General features: G+C 54.7%; 13 protein-coding genes. 8 read left to right on the plus strand and 5 right to left on the minus strand.

What is annotated here, in order from left to right:
- Positions 1 to 124 precede the first annotated feature (124 nt).
- The 3 genes from AC5TBW_RS13775 to AC5TBW_RS13785 form a co-directional block, all read right to left on the minus strand.
- The gene (locus tag AC5TBW_RS13775) at positions 125 to 3190 is read right to left on the minus strand and encodes an AAA family ATPase (protein ID WP_495509106.1); all 3066 of its coding nucleotides are present in this window, start codon (positions 3188 to 3190) and stop codon (positions 125 to 127) included.
- Positions 3187 to 4332, minus strand: coding sequence for an exonuclease SbcCD subunit D (locus AC5TBW_RS13780; protein ID WP_495509107.1), 1146 nt, complete (start codon positions 4330 to 4332; stop codon positions 3187 to 3189). The genes AC5TBW_RS13775 and AC5TBW_RS13780 overlap by 4 nt, the downstream gene beginning before the upstream one ends.
- 108 nt (positions 4333 to 4440) lie before the next feature.
- Positions 4441 to 6090 carry a DASS family sodium-coupled anion symporter gene (locus tag AC5TBW_RS13785; RefSeq protein ID WP_495509108.1) on the minus strand — a complete coding sequence of 550 codons (1650 nt, stop codon included), beginning with the start codon at positions 6088 to 6090 and terminating at the stop codon, positions 4441 to 4443.
- Positions 6091 to 6365: 275 nt separating this feature from the next.
- Here AC5TBW_RS13785 and AC5TBW_RS13790 point away from each other — a divergent pair, with 275 nt between their 5' ends.
- From AC5TBW_RS13790 to AC5TBW_RS13805, 4 genes are all read left to right on the plus strand, one after another.
- The gene (locus AC5TBW_RS13790; RefSeq protein ID WP_495511972.1) at positions 6366 to 6989 is read left to right on the plus strand and encodes a CDP-alcohol phosphatidyltransferase family protein; all 624 of its coding nucleotides are present in this window, start codon (positions 6366 to 6368) and stop codon (positions 6987 to 6989) included.
- A 52-nt stretch (positions 6990 to 7041) separates the two neighbouring features.
- Positions 7042 to 7767, plus strand: a complete 726-nt coding sequence (locus tag AC5TBW_RS13795; RefSeq protein WP_495509109.1) for a Crp/Fnr family transcriptional regulator — start codon at positions 7042 to 7044, stop codon at positions 7765 to 7767.
- Between the two features lie 140 nt (positions 7768 to 7907).
- Positions 7908 to 16568: a glycoside hydrolase family 94 protein gene (locus AC5TBW_RS13800; RefSeq protein ID WP_495509110.1), complete on the plus strand. Its 8661-nt coding sequence runs from the start codon at positions 7908 to 7910 to the stop codon at positions 16566 to 16568.
- A gap of 118 nt (positions 16569 to 16686) precedes the next feature.
- Positions 16687 to 17028, plus strand: a complete 342-nt coding sequence (locus AC5TBW_RS13805) for a hypothetical protein (protein ID WP_495509111.1) — start codon at positions 16687 to 16689, stop codon at positions 17026 to 17028.
- 74 nt (positions 17029 to 17102) lie between these two features.
- On the opposite strand, the gene AC5TBW_RS13810 is transcribed toward AC5TBW_RS13805, so the two are convergent.
- The gene (locus AC5TBW_RS13810) at positions 17103 to 17432 is read right to left on the minus strand and encodes a hypothetical protein (protein ID WP_495509112.1); all 330 of its coding nucleotides are present in this window, start codon (positions 17430 to 17432) and stop codon (positions 17103 to 17105) included.
- Positions 17433 to 17646: 214 nt separating this feature from the next.
- Between AC5TBW_RS13810 and sstT the strand changes: the two genes are divergently transcribed.
- On the plus strand, positions 17647 to 18870 hold the full coding sequence (gene sstT / locus AC5TBW_RS13815) for a serine/threonine transporter SstT (protein WP_495509113.1): 1224 nt from the start codon (positions 17647 to 17649) through the stop codon (positions 18868 to 18870).
- A 57-nt stretch (positions 18871 to 18927) separates the two neighbouring features.
- Here sstT and AC5TBW_RS13820 read toward each other — a convergent pair whose 3' ends face one another.
- Complete coding sequence (locus AC5TBW_RS13820) at positions 18928 to 20232, minus strand: MFS transporter (protein ID WP_495509114.1); 1305 nt, start codon at positions 20230 to 20232, stop codon at positions 18928 to 18930.
- Positions 20233 to 20389: 157 nt separating this feature from the next.
- Between AC5TBW_RS13820 and AC5TBW_RS13825 the strand changes: the two genes are divergently transcribed.
- Genes AC5TBW_RS13825 through AC5TBW_RS13835 form a run of 3 tightly spaced genes read left to right on the plus strand, consistent with a single transcriptional unit; the run spans position 20390 to position 21971 of the window.
- Positions 20390 to 20920 carry a helix-turn-helix domain-containing protein gene (locus tag AC5TBW_RS13825; RefSeq protein ID WP_495509115.1) on the plus strand — a complete coding sequence of 177 codons (531 nt, stop codon included), beginning with the start codon at positions 20390 to 20392 and terminating at the stop codon, positions 20918 to 20920.
- Positions 20917 to 21639: an AzlC family ABC transporter permease gene (locus AC5TBW_RS13830; RefSeq protein ID WP_495509116.1), complete on the plus strand. Its 723-nt coding sequence runs from the start codon at positions 20917 to 20919 to the stop codon at positions 21637 to 21639. The genes AC5TBW_RS13825 and AC5TBW_RS13830 overlap by 4 nt, the downstream gene beginning before the upstream one ends.
- Positions 21636 to 21971 carry an AzlD domain-containing protein gene (locus AC5TBW_RS13835; protein ID WP_495509117.1) on the plus strand — a complete coding sequence of 112 codons (336 nt, stop codon included), beginning with the start codon at positions 21636 to 21638 and terminating at the stop codon, positions 21969 to 21971. Before AC5TBW_RS13830 ends, AC5TBW_RS13835 begins: the two co-directional genes overlap by 4 nt.
- Positions 21972 to 22005 lie beyond the last annotated feature (34 nt).

Here is a 22005-nt window from a genome sequence, read left to right on the forward strand (position 1 = left end):
AGTCGGTATTGCCTTTAGAGCGATTGAGTCGATTCATTCTCTTTATAAAACATTCTGTATGAACGCAGCATGAACTAACGCTGCCTTTGTCTTTCTGTTCTTCAGCTTTTCAATGTCCTAGCCATTAAAGAAGTGCGCCCTTTACTTCCACCGAGCTCCCATGGCGGCTGGCACGCACGTCTATACGGACGGGCATTTGCTCTTTGAGTTCGCTGACATGGGAAATCACGCCAATCATGCGTCCACCCATTTGCAGTTCGCTCAGCATGTTAATGGCTTGATCCAGAGCATCCTGATCGAGACTGCCAAAGCCCTCATCGATAAATAGCGTATCCAACTGAATGCCGCCAGCGTATGCCTGCACCACATCCGAAAGGCCCAGCGCTAACGACAGCGCAGCCATGAAAGACTCCCCGCCGGAAAGCGTGGCTACCGAACGGTTCTTGCCGGTATAAGTGTCCGCCACATCCAGCTCAAGGCCTGACGCTTTGTTGCCTTTTGAAGGGTCTTCTCGACGCACTAGCTGGTAGCGCCCTCGGCTCATACGTACCAGTCGTTCAGAAGCCTGAATCAGAACGTCATCCAGCAGCACGCCGAGCACGAAGCGTTGCAAGCTGATTCTATGCCCGGTGCGACCATTAGCGACCTCGCTTAGCGTGCCCCACAGCTGATATTGCGCTTCAAGTTCCGCCTGGGCCGCGTGAGCAGAGGCCAGTTTTTGGCGAATACCGTGCAGCGTCGTTAAACGACCATCCAGGTTACGCCAAGCCTCTAACTGGGTGTGTTCTTCCGCTTGGGCGTTCTCAGTTAAGGTAGTGAGCGCGGTAAGATCCGGTGGTGTTTTGTCTGCAAGCTGGGTTTGGTAATTCTGCAGCGCGCCTTCAAGTTCGGCTAAGCGGCGCTGATACGCCTCTACTTGGTGAGTCAGCGCTTGCCGCTGGGTGTCATCCAACTGTGCCGCCTGAAACGCCGCGTCATCACTAAAGGGGCTGGCCTGCAGCGCGGCCTGCCACTCTGTTCGCGCCTGCTGTAACGACTGCTCGCTGCGTGCGATGCGTTCGTTCGCTCCGCGTCGTTGCTCTTCTGCTCGCGCCAGTTGGGCTTGACTGTTCGACAGCGCTTGCTGAGCGCTTTCCCAGGCTTGTTCAATTTGGCTAATCTGATGTTCAAGCTCAGTGAGCGTTTGGCGCAGGGCGACGGGGTCACGGGCATTTTCAGGCAGCGACTGACTCAACTGATCGCGCTGACTTTCTAGCCGTAACGCGTCCTCTTTGGCTTTTTCAACCGCGGGCCGCTGGGCTTTAAGCTGTTTATCCAGTGCGCCCCACTGTTGCCGTAGCGCATCACGGGCAGCGATTTGCTGGTGAATCTCTCGCTCAACGCTTGTCTGCCGGGTGACCTGGCGATACAACTCATCGCAGGATTTTTGTAGTGCATTCAGCGGTTGGTTAGCCCACTCACCTAACTGCTGATTGAGTCGCTGCACTTGCTCTGTGTTGTAGTTAATCTGCTGCGTAAGCTGCTGGTGATGACGTTCAGCAACCTGAAGAGCTTGGCGGGCCTGCTCTTGAGCCGACCTGGCTTCTTCCACCTGCGCCTGAGTGACGACATCGGCGTTATTAACCGCCGGAGCTGGATGCGCCAAGCTGCCGCATACCGGGCATGGAGCGTCCTGCTCAAGCGTCAGTGCTAACAGCGCGGCTTGACCCTGATGCCAGCGCATTTCCCGCTCATTGGCGCTGCGTTCTGCCTGCACTGCTTCGCTATGACGGCGGCTTAGTGTGTCCGTTGCCTGCTGCTGTTGAGCCGTTAACTCACGCCCTTGCCGGGCGTGTTCATCAAGCTCTTGGCGTTGGGTAAGCAGGTTATTGTGGCGGTTTAGCTCAGCAGGCGCGCTGGCCAGTTGCTGGAGCTCGGTCTGTAAACGCTCGAGATTGACGCCTATCGCTTCGCCTTGCTGGCGAATAGTGTCTAGTTGGGCCTCGTCGCGCTTGAGCGAGCTGTCCGCTTGCTGCCACGCGGCCTGCGCCGTTTGAAAATGCGCTTGCAGCTCGCTTAGCTGCTGCCCTTTTTGAATAAATTCGCCCAACTGACGATGGCGCTCGCGCAGCGCAGGCAGCTCGGACTGACGCTTTCGTGTCGTCTCTAACGCCTGCTGGGCCTGCTGGGCACTAGTTCGCTGGGTGATTAATGCGGCTTCTGCCTGTTGCTGTTCGGCTTGAGTGGTCGTTAATACTTGCTGCGCTTGGTCTAAGGCGACCTTCGGCGCATGCAGCGCCTGCGCATGGGTGCTTTGCGCTAACCATTCCTTACTGCTTTCAATCTGAGCGTGCTCCCCGAGGTGATGGGCTTTATCCGACGCTAGCTTATCGCGGGCTTCAAATTGTCGCTGTAGTGCCAGCGCCTCGTCGCGCTGGATTTCAGCTTTACGGCGCTGCTGCTGCGCGGTTTCGAACTGTTGTCGCGCGTCTTCCACCTGCGGCGTTAGCACCTCCAGCTCCTGATCCAATGCGGCTTCGCTCTCCAGCTCACCACCGGCCAGAATGCCGCTGATATGCTGACGATGATCGTCCACCTGCCGTGCGATTTGGTTGGCCTGGTTGCGCAGGTGCTCTTCGATGCGCTGAAAAATCTGCGTTTGAAACAGTTGCGAAAAGATTTTTTCGCGCTCTTTTGAATCGGCTATCAGCAACTCACGGAACTTGCCCTGAGGCAGAACCATAACTTGGCGAAACTGGTTGGCATCCAGGCCAATCAGGGTTTGCAACTCTGCGGTGGCATCGTTAACCTTGCGCGCCACCAGGCAGCTGTCTACCTCGCTATTCGCCTTCAATCGCCAAAACTGCGCTTCAGCATTATGTGTGGTGGTGCCTTCGCCACGGGCTTTGGGGCGCTCTTGCTGAGGAACACGCCGCACCCGGTAATCAAAGCCGCGAAGGCGAAAATCGAGAGTCACTTCCGTTAACAGCGCGGCATCCGCTTGGTCACAGCGCATCTGCGTCGGGTCGCGTTCATTGCCCGTGGTCTGCCCGTAAAGTGCGAAACAAAGCGCATCGAGAATCGAGCTCTTGCCTGCCCCGGTGGGCCCGTTAATCAAAAATAGCGGGCTTCTACCAAGCGCGGTGAAATCAATAGTTTCCGTACCCGCGAAAGGGCCAAAGGCCTGAATGGTAAGCGTTAACGGCGTCATTCTTGGGCCTCATCGCGCTGCAGCTGGTTAATCAACTCTGCCATGGCGCTGGCCTGACGATCGCTCATGGCCTCTCCGCTGGTTTGCTTAAAGAAGTCGCTAAACATATCCAGGGCATCAAAGCGCAGCCGCTCCCGGTCGAGCTGCTGAGTGCCGCGCGCCTCCAGCATGCCCGGCTTCTCCAGATGCAGCACATTCGGGTACACCTCGCGCAGCTTGCCCATGGGATCGAGGATGGCGTGCCGATCGGTCAATCTTACCAACAGGTAATCGTCTGCGTTCTTGTCGGTTCTTCCCTGGGCGATCAACGCATCAATGTCGCCCTCCAACACACGCACTTCACGGCTGGGTATCAGTGGGATCTGTTCAATTTTGGTGACGCCGTTCGCGTCTAGCTCTACCAGCGTTACACCCTTACGCTGGCTGGCTTCTGAGAAGCTGTATTTGAGCAGCGAGCCACTGTAGCGAATATGCTCCCCGCCGCGATACTGTGGGCCATGCAGGTGGCCAAGCGCCACATAATCGAACCCCTGCATAGGCTCCCAAGCCACGCTTTCGGCACCGCCTAACGTTAGCGGACGCTCGGAGTCGGAAGCGCTGCCGCCATCTACAAAACAGTGGCTCATCAGTATGCAGGGGCGTGTTGGGTGGCGCTGTTCACCAATGCGCTCGACCAAATAGCGATGGGCGCCATCAAAGTCCCGTACATCAACGTTCAGTTGGCTGCGTACATGTTCAGGATCGGCATAAGGGATACCGAATACATCTAATTCAACGCCATCAAGATTGAGTGTGACAGGCGTGGCGAACTCAGCTAAATCGGAGAGAATATGCAGCCCCGCTTGGCGTAGGTGGCGCGCGCCAAAGCGCAAACGCTCGGCGCCATCGTGGTTGCCCGAAATCATGATGACCGGCAGCTTGCGCACCTCGCAGAGCGCATGGAGCACCTCATCAAGCAATGTTACCGCCGCCGAAGGGGGCACGGAGCGATCGTAAATGTCGCCCGCAATCAACACCGCATCGATCTTTTCCCGGTCAATGATCTCGATGAGTTGATTGAGCACCTGACGCTGATCTTCCAGCAATGAAAGATTATGAAATAGCCGACCCAGGTGCCAATCCGCAGTGTGGAGTAAACGCATAACAAGCTCAGCAAAAATTGTGTAACGTCATCATAACAACCCAGCTCGTCCTCTACTCATAAAAAAGCCCCGCACGCTGGCGGGGCTATTCAATGCTAAAACGCTGACCTAGCGACGGAAAGCATCAGGGTAATTGGTTAAATCCACGTTCCATAGCACTGGCAATAGGAAATAAACAGCTGCCACTATTAGCAACATGGCAATGATGTTGATCCAAAAACCGGTACGCACCATCTCAATAATTTTGAGCTTGCCGGTGGCGAAGATAATCGCGTTTGGCGGCGTGCCCACAGGCAGCATAAAGGCGCAGTTAGCGGCCATGGCGGCGGGCACCATGAGTACAAAGGGGTGAATATCCAGCGCAAGCGCCAATGACGCCAACACAGGCAGAATCATCGTAGCCGTGGCGGTATTTGAGGTGATTTCGGTTAAGAACAGTACCATGCCGGTTGCCATCAGAATCACCAGCAGGAAGTTAACGCCTTCCAGTACGCTCATTTGTCCGCCGATCCACTCCGCCAAGCCAGAAGAGCCGAAGCCTGCCGCAATCGCCAAACCACCGCCGAACAACAGCAGAATGCCCCATGGTACATCTTTCGCTACATCCCAACCCAGCAGGCAGCCGCCCTTATTTTTGGAAGGAATCAAAAACAGCAGTATGGCCGCAAAAATCGCGATCATGGTGTCATTGATACCGGGGATGTTGATGATTTGGCCCTGCCACAGGAACGAGCGAGTGATCCACATAAAGGCGGCAAATAGAAAAACAGCCAGGACCGCTTTCTCTTCAAAGCTGGTGTTGCCCAAGGCCTCTTTTTCTTTATTAATTAGCGCTCGACCACCCGGCAAATGGCTGAATTTAATCGGGAAAAACACCCGCGTTAGCAGCAACCAAGTACTAAACAGAAGCACGATGACCACTGGAAAGGCAAACATTAGCCAGCCAGCAAATGAAATTTCAATGCCGAACAGCTCATTGACGATTGCGGCCAGAATAATATTGGGAGGAGTGCCAATCAGCGTCCCCAAGCCACCAATGGTACCGCCGTAGCCGATCCCAAAAATGAGCGCTTTGGTGAATTTATCGATTTCGCCACTGTGGTCGCCATCACTTTTTGCAAGCTCCTGACTGACTTGGTAAACAATCGCCGTACCGATGGGCAACATCATCATCACCGCCGCCGTATTGGATACCCACATCGACAAAAAGCCGGTCGCGGCCATAAAGCCGAACACAATACTGTTAATGCTGGTACCCAACACAGCAATAATCGACAGGGCGATACGCTTGTGTAAATCCCATTTCTCCATCGCCAAGGCAATCATAAAACCGCCCAGAAACAGGAAAATAATAGGGTTGCCGTAAGCCGCAGTGACCGTATTTCCATCCAACGCGCCGGTAATCGGCAGCAGCACGATGGGAAGTAGCGAGGTCGCAGGAATTGGGATAGCTTCAGTGATCCACCATACGGCTACCCAAAGCGTGGTGGCTAACACCATGCGGCCTTCAAAACTCAGATCTTCGGGATGAAAAAACATCACGACAAAAGCAAACAGCAGTGGGCCAAGCAGCAAACCGATCTTCTGTGGCGTCGTGTAAGCGGGTGGTTTAGGTTGATGTGAAGGCTCGCGCTTGGCACTGGAAGCCGCTGCACTGGCGGCCCCACCAGTGGGCAGTGCGCACATCAATAATTTTTTGGCTTGGTAGTGGGAGTGCCATAGCTGGTCCCATACCGTCATCAGGGCAGTTTTATACATACAATTAGCGCCACTTGCGGTCAAAGTTAAAAACGAAGTCGAGTATCAGGATATCGGCAAATTGCCGCCCTAGGGGGTACATGCTAGGCCTCCATTGGCGCCATTTATTAACTGCAATAGGCAATTAGTCCAGTGATTTACCCATAGCTACCACCAAAGTCTAACAACTTTAGTTTTATTATTAGCAATTACTAACAATGACATGGTCGTATTGTTTACGTAAGTTGGCATTACTATTCAATAATTAATGATGCTTCGTGATTAAGGAGAATCGAGTGCTTGACCGCTGGACAATGCCGCTAACGCATGGACCTTTGAAACTAATCGCACAACCCTTGCATAGAAAATGCATCACCCCAGATCAGATAACGTTAAGCGCTTTTTCGATTGGCATGATGGCCCTTCCACTGTTGGCATTCGAGCAGTATAGCTTAGCCCTGGTGGCCATTGTGCTTAACCGGGTGGGGGATGGGGTTGACGGCGCCTTGGCACGCCTGAGTGGTCGCACTAGCAACGCCGGTGGATTTCTTGATATTGGGCTAGATTTTGTTTTTTACGCTGCCGTGGTGCTTGGTTTCGCGCTGGCAAACCCCACTCAGAATGCTCTTTCGGCTGCCTTGCTGTTATTTGCTTTTATCGGTACTGGCACTTCATTTTTAGCGTTTGCTATTGCCGCAAAACATCAGTCAATAGAGCGCCCTCACTTTCCCAATAAAGCGTTCTACTATTTAGAAGGGTTGACTGAAGGCACCGAAACCATCATCGCACTGGTAATTTTTTGCCTGTTTCCAGAGTACTTTTCAACACTGGCGATACTGTTCGCAATTGCCTGTCTCATTACCACGGCAACAAGATTATGGGGAGGTTACTGGACACTGCGTCGGAATGAAGCCAGCTAATATAGCGTATGGTGAGGTATAGAGTGACGCGCTCTCCCAAGGACGTTGGCATATGAAGGATCGTGATGTAACGGCACAGAACCACTTACTCGCAGCGCTACCGGATGACGTGAAGCAGCGACTGACGCCTTTATTTGAACCACTTTACATGCCACTGGGCTACGTTATTTACGAGCCTGGCATCACGTTGCAGCATGTTTATTTTCCGATCGATTCCATCGTTTCACTACTTTATGTGACTGAAAACGGCGCCTCTGCAGAAATAGCCGTTGTGGGCAACGAAGGATTAGTGGGTATTGCCTTATTTATGGGTGGGGAAAGCACGACGAATCGCGCTATTGTGCAGAGTGCTGGGCACGCCATGCGATTACCTGCGGCGCTTCTTCGTGAAGAGTTTAACCGTCATGAGGCTATGCTCCACCTGCTACTACGTTACACCCAAGCGCTCATTACCCAAATGGCGCAAACAGCAGTATGCAACCGTCATCACACAATCGAACAACAGCTGTGTCGCTGGTTACTGCTTTCGCTCGACCGGCTGCCCAGCAATGAGCTGATCATGACTCAAGAGCTGATTGCCAATATGCTAGGGGTTCGCCGTGAAGGCGTGACAGAAGCCGCTGGTAAGCTGCATAAGCTAGGCATCATCGAGTATCGACGAGGCCATATTCGTGTTTTGAATAGAGCGCTATTAGAACAACGCAGCTGTGAGTGTTACGCCGTGGTCAAAAAAGAGAGTGACCGTTTGATGCCTTACCAAGCTCACTATATAACCTAACTAAAAACGCTTAAATTCGTTCGCCGCAAGCAATTAATGCATGCAATGTGCGTTAGCGCACGGACGCCCACCTTCGGCAAGATCATTGTTCTGGCAAGGAAGCATCGCTTGTGCGGTCATAGAAACGCACTTTCACCAGGATGGAATCTGTGAACCAATTTCTCCGTTTTGTGCGCTCGCACCATGCGTTCGTTGCGCCGTGGAATTCTACTACCCCCGTCAGAGAGGAACTCTTTAGCACAGAGCGACTTGAACAACATGCCGGCAGTTTGGCGCTTGCTCAAGAGGTAACTACGTCGCCTCCCAAGGTCGTGTCATTAACACGTCGACTCAACGATAATGCTACAACGCTGCTAAGCGTTTACCGCGCCAGTGCCAGCGCAGTGGCCGCAGGTCGCGATATCGTTCCAGCCGCCGCTTGGTTGCTCGACAACTACCACCTGATTGAAGCCCAAATCCGTGAGATTCGCAGCGACCTCCCTCCCGGCTATTACCGCCAGTTACCCAAATTAGCCAAGGGCCCTTTTGCTGGCTACCCAAGAGTATTGGGGATTACCTGGGCCTTTGTGGCGCATACCGATAGCCATGTCGACCTGGATAATCTGCAAACCTTTATCAGGGCTTATCAACGTGTTCAGCCACTCACTATTGGTGAGCTTTGGGCCGTTGCTATTACCCTACGTATTGTATTAATTGAGAACCTTCGGCGCCTTGCTGACCAAATTATCAGTGAGCAAACGGCTAGAGACGAAGCGGATGCTTTAGCCGCTAAATGGCTAAAACCCGCCGATCAGCAATCAGCATTAGAGCGCCATACCTTTAGCGTTGAGGCCAACACGTTAAACTTTCACCAAGGGCCACTGGCTGAGCCCTTCACGGCCCAATTGGCAAAGCGCTTACGTGGCTTAGACCCACGTAGCAGCCCACTGGTCGGCTGGCTTGATGAACAGCTCAGCCATCAGGGTGAAACCATTGACGAGATGGTCCAACACGCCCAGCAGCGCCAAGGCGCCGCCAATGTGACGGTTCGCAACATCATTACCAGCATGCGATTTGTCTCCAGCATCGACTGGGCCGAGCTGTTCGAAGGCGTCAGTTTGGTGGACGAGCGCTTGAGTCAGCAAAGCAATTTTGAACAGTTAGATTTCCCCACCCGCAATCAGTACCGCAGTGCGGTAGAACAACTCGCCCGGGGCTCCAAGCGCGCCGAGCTTGAGGTGGTGGAGACAGCTCTCTCGCTAACGCGGCACGCAGCCACCACCACTGGCGATTCTGTTGAAGCGGCACGTATGGGCGACCCTGGCTATTTTCTCATCGGCTCAGGCCGCACAACCCTTGAACAAAAACTGGGGTTTATTCCGACCTTGCGTCAGCGACTGCGCCGAACCCTCATTCACCACGGCATTCGCAGCTATATCGTAATGATGGTGGTAGTGACGCTTAGCTTAATGACGTTGGCGGCCGTACTACTGCTTTCATTGCCGCTTGAAATAGGCTCAACGCCATTACCTTGGCTAATGTTGCTGGGCATATTTGGCTTTCTGCCGATTGTTGAAGTGGCCACGCTGATCGTTAATCGTCTGATCATCTATTGCATCGATGCCCAGCCGCTACCCAGTCTTGATCTCGCTAAAGGGATTCCAAACCATCTACGCACCCTGATTGCCGTTCCAACGCTGCTGACCAGTGAAGATGACTTACAGGAGCAGATCGAACGGCTTGAAGTGCACCACTTATCGAGTGGCGAGGGAGCCCTTTCCTATGTGCTTCTCCTTGACGGCGTTGATGCACCCCATTCGGAATTACCCCATGAGGCAGCGCTTATCTCTGCCGCACACGCCGCTATTGAGCACTTAAATGAGCGCTACCGTCTACAAGCCCCTGGCGGCCATCACGCTCAGGGCAGCGATAAGCGCTTCTTTCTGCTGCACCGCCGACGGATATTTAACCGCTGTGAACATACCTGGATGGGCTGGGAGCGTAAGCGTGGCAAGCTGCATGAGCTAAACCGCCTGCTACGCGGCGCGCAAGACACAACCTTTATCGACCCGCCCCCGCTGCCTGCAGATGTTCGCTATGTCATTACCCTGGATGCTGATACGCGTCTTCCCAGAGGCGCAGCCAGCCGGTTGGTGGGCAAGATGGCACACCCGCTGAACCAGCCGTTGATGGATGAACAGCAACGGCGCGTGGTGCAGGGTTACGCCATTTTGCAGCCTCGCGTCACACCGTCGTTGCCCATCGGAGGGGAAGGCTCTATATATCAGCGGGTATTCTCTGCCCCTGGAGGGCTGGACCCTTACGCCGCCGCTATTTCAGACCTTTATCAGGATTTAGTCGGTGAAGGCTCATTCGCGGGTAAAGGTATCTATGCCGTTGATGAATTTGAAGCCTCGTTAGCGGATCGAGTGCCTGACAACAGCTTGCTCAGCCACGACTTATTTGAAGGGGTGTTTGCCCGTGCCGGGCTCGCCTCCGATATCGAAGTCATTGAGGACTTTCCCGCCCGCTATGACGTGGCCGCTAAGCGTCAACACCGCTGGACCCGCGGCGACTGGCAGTTGCTGCCCTGGATACTGGCGCCAGCGCTGCCACTAACGGGGCGCATGAAAATGCTCGGCAACTTACGCCGCTCAGTATTGCCGCCCTTAGTACTCGCAAGCCTTGCGGTCAGTTGGCAGTTCCCGCTCAGTATGGCAATCGCCAGTACGCTGCTGCTATTAGCCGTGGTGGGAGCGCCAGTTCTGCTGTCGCTAGCGACCTCGTTTATCCCCTTCCGAGCCACAACAAAACTGCGCCACCACTATCACCTATGGATTGATGAGCTGAAGCTCGGTAGCGTGCAAATTTTACTGCTGATCATCTTTTTACCCGACCAAGCGTGGCGCATGCTGGATGCCATTACCCGAACCTTGGTCCGAGTATTGATTACCCACCGTCGACTGCTTGAGTGGACGTCTGCCGCTCAGTCGATGAAAAGCCCTGCCCTTTCCATATTAGGGTTCTACCAGTGGATGGCTCCCGGCACTGCGTTGGGCCTAGCGGTGACGCTCGGTACGCTTTGGACAGCCAGTAGCGCTTGGCCCATTGCGCTACCGATGGCGCTACTTTGGTTGGCCGCACCGGCCGTGGCGTCATGGTTAAGCAGCAACAAAAGCGCTGTTGTCCAGCCGACTATTTCGGTGGACGAAGCACGCGAGCTACGGCTGATTGCACGGAGAACCTGGCGCTATTTCGAAACGTTCGTGACCGCCACAGACAACCGTTTACCGCCCGATAATTTTCAGGAAGACCCTCAACCTGTCCTTGCCCAACGCACCTCGCCGACCAACATGGGGCTTTATCTGCTTTCGACCTTAGCCGCGCGTGATTTTGGTTGGATTGGCACTCAAACAGCCCTGGAACGTCTTGAGGCTACCCTCGAGGTCATGCAAGGGCTACCGCGCTACCGGGGGCACTTCTATAACTGGTACGCCACTCAAGATTTGCGTCCGCTCGACCCCCGCTATGTCTCCACGGTCGATAGCGGCAATCTTGCAGGACACCTTATCGTTATCGCCAATGCCTGCGAAAGCTGGCAAGCGGAGCGCTGTTTAGCAGATCCCCGCGTGGGGATTTCTGACACGCTGAATCTTGCGCGTCAGGCACTCCAAAACGCCTCAATGCTACCGGAAAAGTTTACGGTTCAGTTGGCGGTGCAGTTTGAAGCCATTGACGCGCAGTTAAACGGGGCATTGATTTCATCGGAGTGCTTGGCAGATATCGTCCTGCACGCCCATAAAGCCTTGAATTTGGTACGCGCTACGCTGAATGAAAAGGTTGACACGCATAGCGAAGATCTAATGTTCTGGGTAGAAGCATTGCACTCTTCAGTGGCGCAGCACCGCGATGAACGTGATAGCGGGACAGCGATTGAATTGTCGCTGCGTCTGCAGCAGATCGCCGCATCAGCACGACGCCTGGCGATGAACATGGATTTCGCCTTTCTCCTCAACAGCGAACGCCAACTGCTGTCGATTGGTTATTCGCTGGATGACAACTGTTTGGATACCAGTTGCTATGACCTGTTGGCGTCAGAGGCTCGGCTTGCCAGCTTGTTTGCGATTGCCAAAGGCGACATCCCTACCCGTCACTGGTTTAGGTTGGGCCGCGCGGCAACACCACTTACGTTTGGCTCGGCCCTGATCTCCTGGTCGGGTTCGATGTTTGAGTACCTCATGCCATCACTGGTGATGCGCGCCCCGGGCGGAAGCCTGCTTGAACAAACCAACCGGCTCGTCGTGAAGCGTCAAGAGACCTATGCCGCGCAGCTCTCTGCGCCGTGGGGCATCTCCGAATCCGCCTATAACGCCCGTGATATGGAATTCACCTATCAGTACTCCAATTTTGGTGTGCCTGGCCTAGGGCTTAAGCGGGGGCTCTCTGCTGATCTGGTGATTGCACCTTACGCCACCGGTTTAGCCACGATGGTCGACCCCAACGGCGCCTGCCGCAACTTTAAACGTTTAGAGGAGATGGGCGCACTGGGCCGCTACGGTTTTTATGAAGCGTTGGACTTTACCCGCTCGCGCCTGCCTGCGGGGGAAAGCGTGATCATTGTGCGCAGCTTTATGGCCCATCATCAGGGCATGACGATCGTCGGCATCGCTAACACCCTGAACCAGGGTCAGATGCGCGCGCGCTTTCACCGTGAACCGATGATTCAAGCCAGCGAGCTACTGCTGCAAGAGCGCGTACCGCGTAATGTGGCGATTGTTCACCCCCGCGCCGAAGAGGTGAAGTCCAACGCTAGCCAGATTATTAATGAGGCACAAACCATTCGCCGTGCATCAACGGTAGCCAGTGGCCCGCCCGTTACTCACTTGCTCTCTAACGGCTGTTACTCCGTGATGTTAACGGCCACCGGCGGTGGCTACAGCCGATGGCGTAATATTGCGATTAGTCGCTGGCAGCCCGACGCCACCCGTGATCATTTGGGAAGCTTGATTTTTCTGCGCGACACCCAGCTTCCCGGCGTATGGACAGCAACAGGCCAAACTGCCGGACATTTGGCCGATGCTAACGATGACCACAACCATGTGATATTCGCCGAGGATTACGCTCGCTATACGCATCGCCATGACGACATCACCAGCCACATGGAGGTATTGGTTTCAGGCGAAGACGATTGTGAAGTGCGGCACCTCTCGCTCACCAATAGCAGCCGCCATCCCCGTGATATCGATATTACCTCCTACTCTGAATTAGTCTTGACCACACCCAGTGCCGACAATGCGCACCCCGCCTTTGCCAAAATGTTTGTGGCGACCGAGTATTTAGAAGCGTTCAACGCGCTGATTGCGACAAGGCGACGGCGCTCGCCTGACGAAGACCAGGTATGGGTGGCACACTTTGCCGTGGTGGAAGGCGAAACCGTGGGCGACTTGCAGTTCGAGACCGACCGCGCTCGGTTCTTAGGCCGCGGACGCCGCACGCTAAACGCTGCAGCACTGAACAAAGATCAACGCTTATCGGGAAGCGTGGGAAGCGTATTGGATCCCGTATTTGCATTGCGCTACCGACTGCGGGTCGCCCCCGGCAAGGCCACCCGCATCGCTTTTTGGACGGTGGTGGCCTCAACCCGCGAAGCATTGATGGATCTAATCGATAAGCACCATGACCGTAGCGCCTTTGAGCGTGCCAAAACACTCGCCTGGACACAGGCGCAGGTTCAGCTTCGACACTTGGGGATTCAGCCTGAAGAGGCAGCCGATTTTCAGCGCCTAGCCGCGCCCATCCTGTACCCTGACCCACGCTTCAGAGCGCCTGCCGATGCCATCGAGCGCGGCGCAGGGCCGCAGTCACGGCTATGGCAACACGGCATCTCCGGTGATCTACCGATTATTTTGATGCGTATCGACACCCTCGATGACATTGCGCAGGTACGCCAACTATTGCGTGCCCATGAGTACTGGCGCATGAAACGGCTAGGCGTCGATGTGGTGATTATTAATGAGCGTGGCGCCTCATATGTTCAGGATCTGCAGCAAGCGATTGAAACGGCCATTCTCAGCAGCCAAACCCAACCGCGGTTTAAAAAGGATCACACTCAGGGGGCTGTTATTTCGCTGCGCGCCGACCTAATGAGCCTGGAAATGCGGACACAGCTGCAGTCAATTGCATGCGTTGCGTTGATGGCACACCGTGGCAACCTTGCCAACCAATTAGCCCTGACACTGCCCGAACAGCGCGCTTTGCCATCACGCTCTTTCATCAAACGCCACCTGCCCAAGCACATGCCCACTATAGCCAGTGAGACCGCTCAGCCCCCCCTTCCAGCACTTGAGTTTTTCAATGGGCTAGGAGGCTTTGCTGAGCAAGGCCGCGAGTATGTGACGGTGCTTGAAGCAGGCAACACTACGCCTGCACCGTGGATCAATGTGATAGCCAACACGGGCTTCGGCTTTCAAGTGTCGGCGGAGGGCGCAGGCTATGTATGGGCAGATAATAGCCGCGAAAACCAGCTTACACCGTGGTCTAACGACCCGGTGGCAGATCCTAGTGGCGATGTGATTTATGTTCGTGATGAAGAGTCGTTAGCACTCGTCACCGCTACCGCACACCCCCTACGTGATCATGGTCGCTATATAGCCCGGCACGGCTTCGGCTACAGCCAGTTCGAGCATCAGTCAGATGGTATCGGCCTTGAGCTACTGCACTTTGTTCCGTTAGATGCTCCGCTTAGAATATCGCGGCTACGTCTTCACAATCACTCAGGGCGACCCCGCAAGCTTTCCGTTACGAGCTATGCCGAGTGGGTATTGGGCACCTCTCGCAGCGGCTCGGCGCCGTTCCTTATCTCGCACCCAGACGCTAAAAGCGGCGCGCTAATGGTAGAAAACCCATGGAACATCGCCTTCCCTGGCCGGGTGGCATTTCTGGATATCGGCGCTCAACCCACCCATTGGACAGCCGATCGGTGCGAATTCATCGGCCACGGGGGTAGCTTGGCTGCGCCCTTGGGGTTACGCAGCAATACGCCCCTTTCCGGTACTCACGGTGCGGGATTGGATCCCTGTGCAGCACTACAGCGCGGCATAACGCTTGCAGCAGATGAAAGCGTTGAGATGATCGTCCTACTGGGTCAAGCAAGCTCAATGGCCGAAGCCCAGACGCTCATTGCCCGCTATAGAGAAGCCGATATTGATGCTGAACTGGCCACGATAAACGCACACTGGCAAACGCAGCTCAATGCCGTGCAGGTGACAACGCCCGACCGCGCCATGGATATCATGCTTAACGGCTGGTTGCTTTACCAAACCATTGCCTGCCGGATCACGGCGCGCTCCGGGTTCTACCAGGCCAGTGGCGCCTATGGTTTCCGCGACCAGTTGCAAGACGGCATGGCGTTGACGTTCACCAGCCCAGAAACCACCCGTCAACATTTGCTACGTGCGGCTTCTCGCCAGTTTGTCGAAGGGGATGTCCAGCACTGGTGGCTGCCCCACTCCGGCCAAGGGGTGCGTACGCACATATCTGATGATCGGGTGTGGCTCGCCTATGCCTGCGCTCGTTATATAGCCACCTCCCATGACGTGGCGGTGTTGGACGAGCCCGTCAGCTTTCTTGAAGGCGCGTTATTAGCGGCTGATGAGCACGACTGCTTTTTTCAGCCCTTGATTGCAGGGGAAACAGCATCACTCTTTGAGCACTGCGCCCGAGGCTTGGACCAAAGCTTGACCCTGACCGGCGAGCACGGTTTGCCATTGATCGGTGGCGGCGATTGGAACGACGGTATGAATCGGGTTGGCGAGGCAGGCAAAGGAGAGAGTGTCTGGCTCGGTTGGCTGCTGGTACATACACTGGAGCAATTTTTGCCCTTTGCCGAGCAGCGTGAACAACCGTTGCCTAGTGGGTCTACGCTCCCTTCGGAGGAACAGGAAATAACACGCACCGAGCGGTGGCGGGCTCACGCAACCGCTCTTCGTATAGCGCTGGAAAGCAGTGGCTGGGATGGCCAATGGTATCGGCGGGCAACCTACGATGACGGTCATTGGCTGGGCAGTAAAGAGAGCGAGGCGTGCCGAATAGATTCGATTGCTCAGTCATGGGCAGTGCTTTCAGGCGCGGCAGAACCCCACCGGGCTGCGCTCGCCATGCGTTCGCTAGAGCGCGAACTCATCCTTCACGATGAGCAACTTGCGCTCCTGTTCTGGCCTCCCTTTGACCAACCCCAGCGCGACCCCGGCTATATCGGTGGATATCCACCGGGTATGCGCGAAAACGGCGGGCAATATAGCCATGCGGCCATGTGGGCGATACTAGCATTTGCCAAATTAGGCGAAGGCGGTAAGGCACACGCGCTTTTTTCGCTACTGAATCCCATCAATCATGCCCGCACGGCTGAAGAAGTGGCTCGCTATCATGTTGAGCCTTATGTGGTCGCCGCTGATGTTTACTCTGTTGCGCCACATACCGGACGCGGCGGTTGGACATGGTACACGGGCTCCGCAGGTTGGATGTACCGCGCGGGTATTGAAGGCATCTTGGGGATCCGCCGGGAAGGGAGCTGGCTGGTGATCGCTCCCTGCTTGCCTAGCGAGTGGCCAGGTTTCAGTGCGACGCTTACCGTTGCCGCTACCCACTATTTGGTTAACGTTGTTGCAACAGATGAAGCCCTCAGCGCGCAGCTGGATGGCAGTATACTCGCACTCCAGCAAGGGGAAGTCCGACTCCCATTGGACGGTAAAAACCATCAGTTAAAGATAAATATTCAGCATCACGTGAATGAGCCTAACGAGGGATTGGCCAATTATTTTTGAGTGTTTGCTTCTCACTGAAAGCTATATTATGCTCATTTGCGTACAAGACGCGTACAACTCATGGGTAGGTGATCACCTCACACCACCCTATGGAATTGCTTTCACACGGAGCCGTGATATGCACAGAGAAATCCTAACTGACCTTTCCCAGGCTGGCCTTCAAATCGCCATTCAAGATATCAAGGATGATTTGTTCGACACTCCCGAGTGCGACTACGCCATTGCCCAACTGCTTAACCGCTGGGGCCAAGCTGAAAAAGCCGAACAACTGCTGGATGAGATGTTGCTCAAATGGGGCACCTCCCCTGACGTCCTAGCTTTAACGCAGCTTGGTCACAGAGAAATGAAGGCAGTCATGAGGTCAGAGATGACCGGGAGTGAACTGCTCGCAGAGAATGACGAACCAATCCGCAAAACACCAAAAGCAGCACCAGCACAACCTGAGGTTGTTGCTGCTTGACCCGCTGATTTAGCTTTTACCAATGCCCCTAGTCGGTTTCTCGACAGGGGCGTTTTGATGGATGCCGATAGGCGCTAATCGAGATGATCCAGCGTGACGATTATGTCTTCAGTTGAGACATCTACGTTCCAGAAGGTGTAGCTGTCATCATCCTCATCGACGAGGCGGATATCGAAATAGGGGTTGGTATATCCGGTTAACGTCACTCGTTGAGTATCGCCGTTCATCAGCACATCACTTCCCAACACGTCCTCTTCCCAACTTTTTGAGTTCCCCGGACTCACGTACATATAGTAGATGGTATAGCCAGTACGGTTAGTGATATCTACATAGTAGTCTGCTGCTACCGCCAGTGATGAAGCTATTAGCGCCACAAGCGCAACCAACAACGTTCTAATACGCATTGAAAAAGTTCCTTGGACTTTTTGAAGTAAACAACAAGTGGTGAGTAAAGCACCGCTGAGTTTGAATACTCGGCGACATTTTCAGTATATCGCCTGCGAGGCTTTGACACAGCCGCCCGCAGCATACAAGCAACTGATAGAATACCGCCCCTTTCAGGTGCGTTAGTGGCCCATCGCCGTAATGCCCTCCTTTTCACTACCTGAGAGTTGCGCAATGTTCGCCACCGCCCACGCAGTTTTCCAGCCGCTCTTACGGCTGGGCCTTATCCCGCAGATTTTAATCGGTATCGTTGCCGGGGTATTGCTCGCCCTGTTTGCACCGGGCGTTGCCAGCGATGTGTCCTTACTGGGCCAGCTATTTATTGCCGCTTTACAGGCAGTGGCACCTATTTTGGTGTTTGTGCTGGTGGCAGCAGCCATCTCTGCTCATCAAAAAGGCCAGCCTACCCACATGCGCCCTGTGCTGGTGCTGTATGTGGTTGGCACGCTGATCGCCGCCTTCATTGCGGTGGCGGCCAGCTTTCTTTTCCCCACCGAACTCTCATTGAATGCAGGTCAAGTGGATGGCACCCCTCCTGGGGATATATTTAGTGTCCTGCGCGATCTGCTGTTGAACGCCGTGGACAACCCGGTTAGTGCATTGATGGAGGCTAACTTTATCGCTATTTTGGCCTGGGCCATCGGCCTGGGTTTAACGCTGCGCCAAGCCAGCGACACCACCCGCCAGGCACTGAGCGATTTATCCGCGGCAATTACCCGCATCGTTACCCTGGTCATTCGTTTAGCACCGTTGGGCATCCTTGGTTTGGTGGCAGGCACGCTGGCAGAATCTGGCGTTGAGGCGTTGCTCAACTACGCACAATTGCTCGGTGTGATTGTCGGCTGCATGCTGTTTGTTGCGCTAGTGAGCAACCCGCTACTGGTGTATTTCACCACCCGGCAAAACCCTTATCCACTGGTATTCACATGCCTGCGTGGCAGCGCGATAACCGCCTTTTTCACCCGCAGTTCGGCAGCGAATATTCCAGTCAATCTAGAGCTTTGCCGTCGCCTGAAGCTAGATCCTGACACTTACTCTATTTCGATTCCGTTAGGCGCGACGATCAATATGTGCGGCGCGGCCATTACGATTACGGTGATCACCCTGGCCACGACTCATACGCTGGGCATTAATGTTGATTTCGCCACGGCGCTGCTGCTGTGCGTGGTTTCAGCGCTGGCAGCCTGTGGCGTTTCAGGCGTAGCGGGCGGATCACTGATGCTGATTCCCATGGCCGCCAGCCTGTTTGGCATTCCCACAGAAGTGGCCATGCAAGCCGTCGCGATTGGCTTTGTGATTAGCGTAGTGCAGGACTCAACTGAAACTGCGCTCAACTCCTCTACCGATGTACTCTTCACCGCGGCCGCCTGCCAGTCACAAGAGGCAAAACGCTCTTAAACGTTCACTATCGGGAGTGACTTTTTTATCATAGTCACTCCCATACACTCCCCCACATTAACTATTTGCCGGTTTAAACAGCCCAGCCAAACGTTCGCGCTCGTCCTCTTCATAAAAACTCGGGTCATCGAATAGATCACGCTGAGTGTCATCGAAGATCATTTCTAACGCCCCTGCACTGCTTTGTACCATCGGCTCAAAATGCGCTGTGTGAGTAATCAGCGCTGTCACGTGGCGGCGACGATAAATGGCATACAACCCCAGTAGGGTAAACACACAGGCGATATAGATCGGCAAGCCGTGGCTCCCTACTGCCGTCATTAGTGACCCCGCCGCAATCGGTGCCACTGCACAGCCAGCACCGTGCATTACCAGCATATCCGCCGAGCCGGACACAATTTCATCCGGGTGCAGTTGATCGATCAACTGGGCCACCGCCAGCGGATAGAGGGAAAATGCCAAGCCACCCCAGATAAAATAGAGTCCCAGCAGCACTTCATGGCTGGGCGCAAAAGGCATACCCGCTGCGATCAGCGCCGCCAAGAGCACCACCCAGGTCATCACCCGTGGGCGGTCATGCTTATCAGAGAAACGCCCAATAGGGATTTGAAGCAATGCACCGCCAATAATTGCCACGCTCATCACCAGCCCAACGCCGCCAATATCAAACCCTAGCTGCGTCGCATAGACCGGGGTCATCGACCAAAAAGCCCCCATGGCGAGCCCCGATAATGCCGCAGAAGCGACGGCCAGCGGCGCAAACCCCAACAGCGCCCTTAAGCTGCTTTTAGGGCGTTCAGGGATTTTAGGCTGCACACGACGGGTCAGAGTGATGGGTAGCAATGCCCAACTGATCAAAATGGCGATGACAACGAAGAGCAAAAAACCTTGGGGCGACGAGAGCCGCAGTAACTGCTGAGCAGTGGCTAAAGCCCCCAAGTTAACCACCATATAAACCGCGAAAATACGCCCCCGCTCATGACTAGCGGCTTGGCTATTCAGCCAGCTCTCAATCACGGTGATTAAGGTGATAAACGAAAGCCCATAGATCACCCTCAACGGTAGCCATACCCAAGGGTTAACAAAAATAAGGTGTAAAAGCGCTACCGATGCACAAATAGAGGCACAGAAGCCAAAGGTACGGATATGCCCCATGCGCCGAATTAAGCGTCCGCTCACCCAGGTGCCACAGATAAAGCCGACAAAGTAGCCGGACATGATGATTCCAAGCACCGCACTGGAGAAGCCCTCATCAGTACCCCGCAGCGTTAACAGCGTATTCAATAAGCCGTTGCCCAGCAGCAGCAACGCCACGCTCTGTAGTATCGATTTAACCGGTTTGAGCATTGCCAATGAACGCATTGCGTTTCCTCGCAGCAGACAACTTAAAGTTCATCAAAAAAATCATGCAGAAAGTAGATGCATAAAGAGTGCCACTGAAAGCTGCTGCCATAACCGTTGACAGGCTAACGTTCTTTATATAGAACGTTCTATATAGAGAACAGCCGGACACCACGCAATGGATCAGCTCTCCCTCAGCACCTTAGGTCAACATTTACAGTCACTGCGATTAGCGCGGGGTTGGTCACTTTCGCAGTTAGCCAATGACGCGGGCATTGCCAAATCTAATTTGTGCCGATTGGAACAAGGGAACGGCAATCCAACGCTGGATACCATCTGGCGGTTAGCGGTGCAGCTCAACGTCCCTTTCGGCACATTGGTGGCGCCCATTACCGTACCGCTAGGCGAAGATGGCGTGCAGGTGCGCTTAATTGATCAAGGCAAAGATATCCCCCAAGTTGATGCCTATTGGATGCGCTGCGCGCCCCACACCCTTCGCCATGCCGAAGCCCATACCGTTGGCACTCGCGAATCGCTGACGTTGATTAGCGGCTGGCTTGAAGCGGGGCCAGAAGGGGCCACTACCCAGCTTCGGCCAGGGGATACGATCACCTTCGCCGCCGACCAGCCGCATCTTTATCGTACCCAAGAAACAGAAGCCACGTTGATGATGACCATCACCTACGGCATAAAAGGGGAAACGCCATGAATCAACTTGCCAACCATTCCCCAGTCCGCAACGCGTTCAAAGGCGTGCGGGAAGCCATTCCCCTGCTGGGCGGCTATATTCCGGTTTCGCTGTCGTTTGGATTAGTCGCCACCCAGGCAGGATTTAACATGTGGGAAGCCGCCGCTATATCAGCGCTGATATATGCCGGCGCCTCGCAGTTTCTATTTGTTGGCATGGTGGCAGCGGGCTCTCCACTTTGGCTCGTGGTCGCGATGACGCTACTCATAAACGTACGTCATGTAGTTTACGGACCGAATCTAGCAGCCTTATTACCGCGTAGTCGCCACTGGCCCTGGTTAATGCATGGCTTAACCGACCAAGTATTTGCCTTAGCACTTACACGCCTCCCACAACTCACCGCCCCTGAGCGGTTTGGCTGGTTTGTCGGCGCATCGCTGCTGGCTTGGGGGGTATGGATAGTCGGCACCATGGTCGGCGCTACGGCGGGCGAAACGTTAACCGCCCGCTGGCCGCTACTCGGTGAAGTGATGCCCTTCGCCCTGCCTGCACTGTTTCTGACCATGGTCGCGCCACGCTTTACCGACAAGCGCTGGGCGCTGGCGCTGAGCTGCACCATTATCGCTGCGTTATTGTTTACCTTTTACGGATGGAGCAACGTGGCAATTCCTCTGGCAGCCGCCTGCGGCGCGATCTGTTTTTATATGGTGAAGTTTCAAACGGGGAGGTGTCACCCATGAGCAGTGCACTCTGGCTAGCCGTCGTGGTTTCTGCATTGGGGACTCTGCTCATGCGCCTAGTGCCTTTCCTATGGATGCAACGCCGTTTAAACAGCACGACCGGGATTAATAACATGCCCCAGTGGCTTGGCATTCTCGGCCCGCTGATGATTGCTGCGGTACTAGGCGTATCCATTATGCCGGTCAACCCAAGCGCGATCTCCTGGTTCGCAACAGCCATCGGGCTCTCTGTGACACTATTGGTATGGTGGAAAGTACGCTCGTTGGGCTGGCCGGTGGCGGCTGGGGTGGCCGTTTATGGTGCCGTGCAGATGGGTATGGCGCTGCTGTAGAGGCACTAAGGTGGGGAGTATTAGTCGGATACGC

Source organism: Vreelandella sp. ssv (assembly GCF_059448525.1).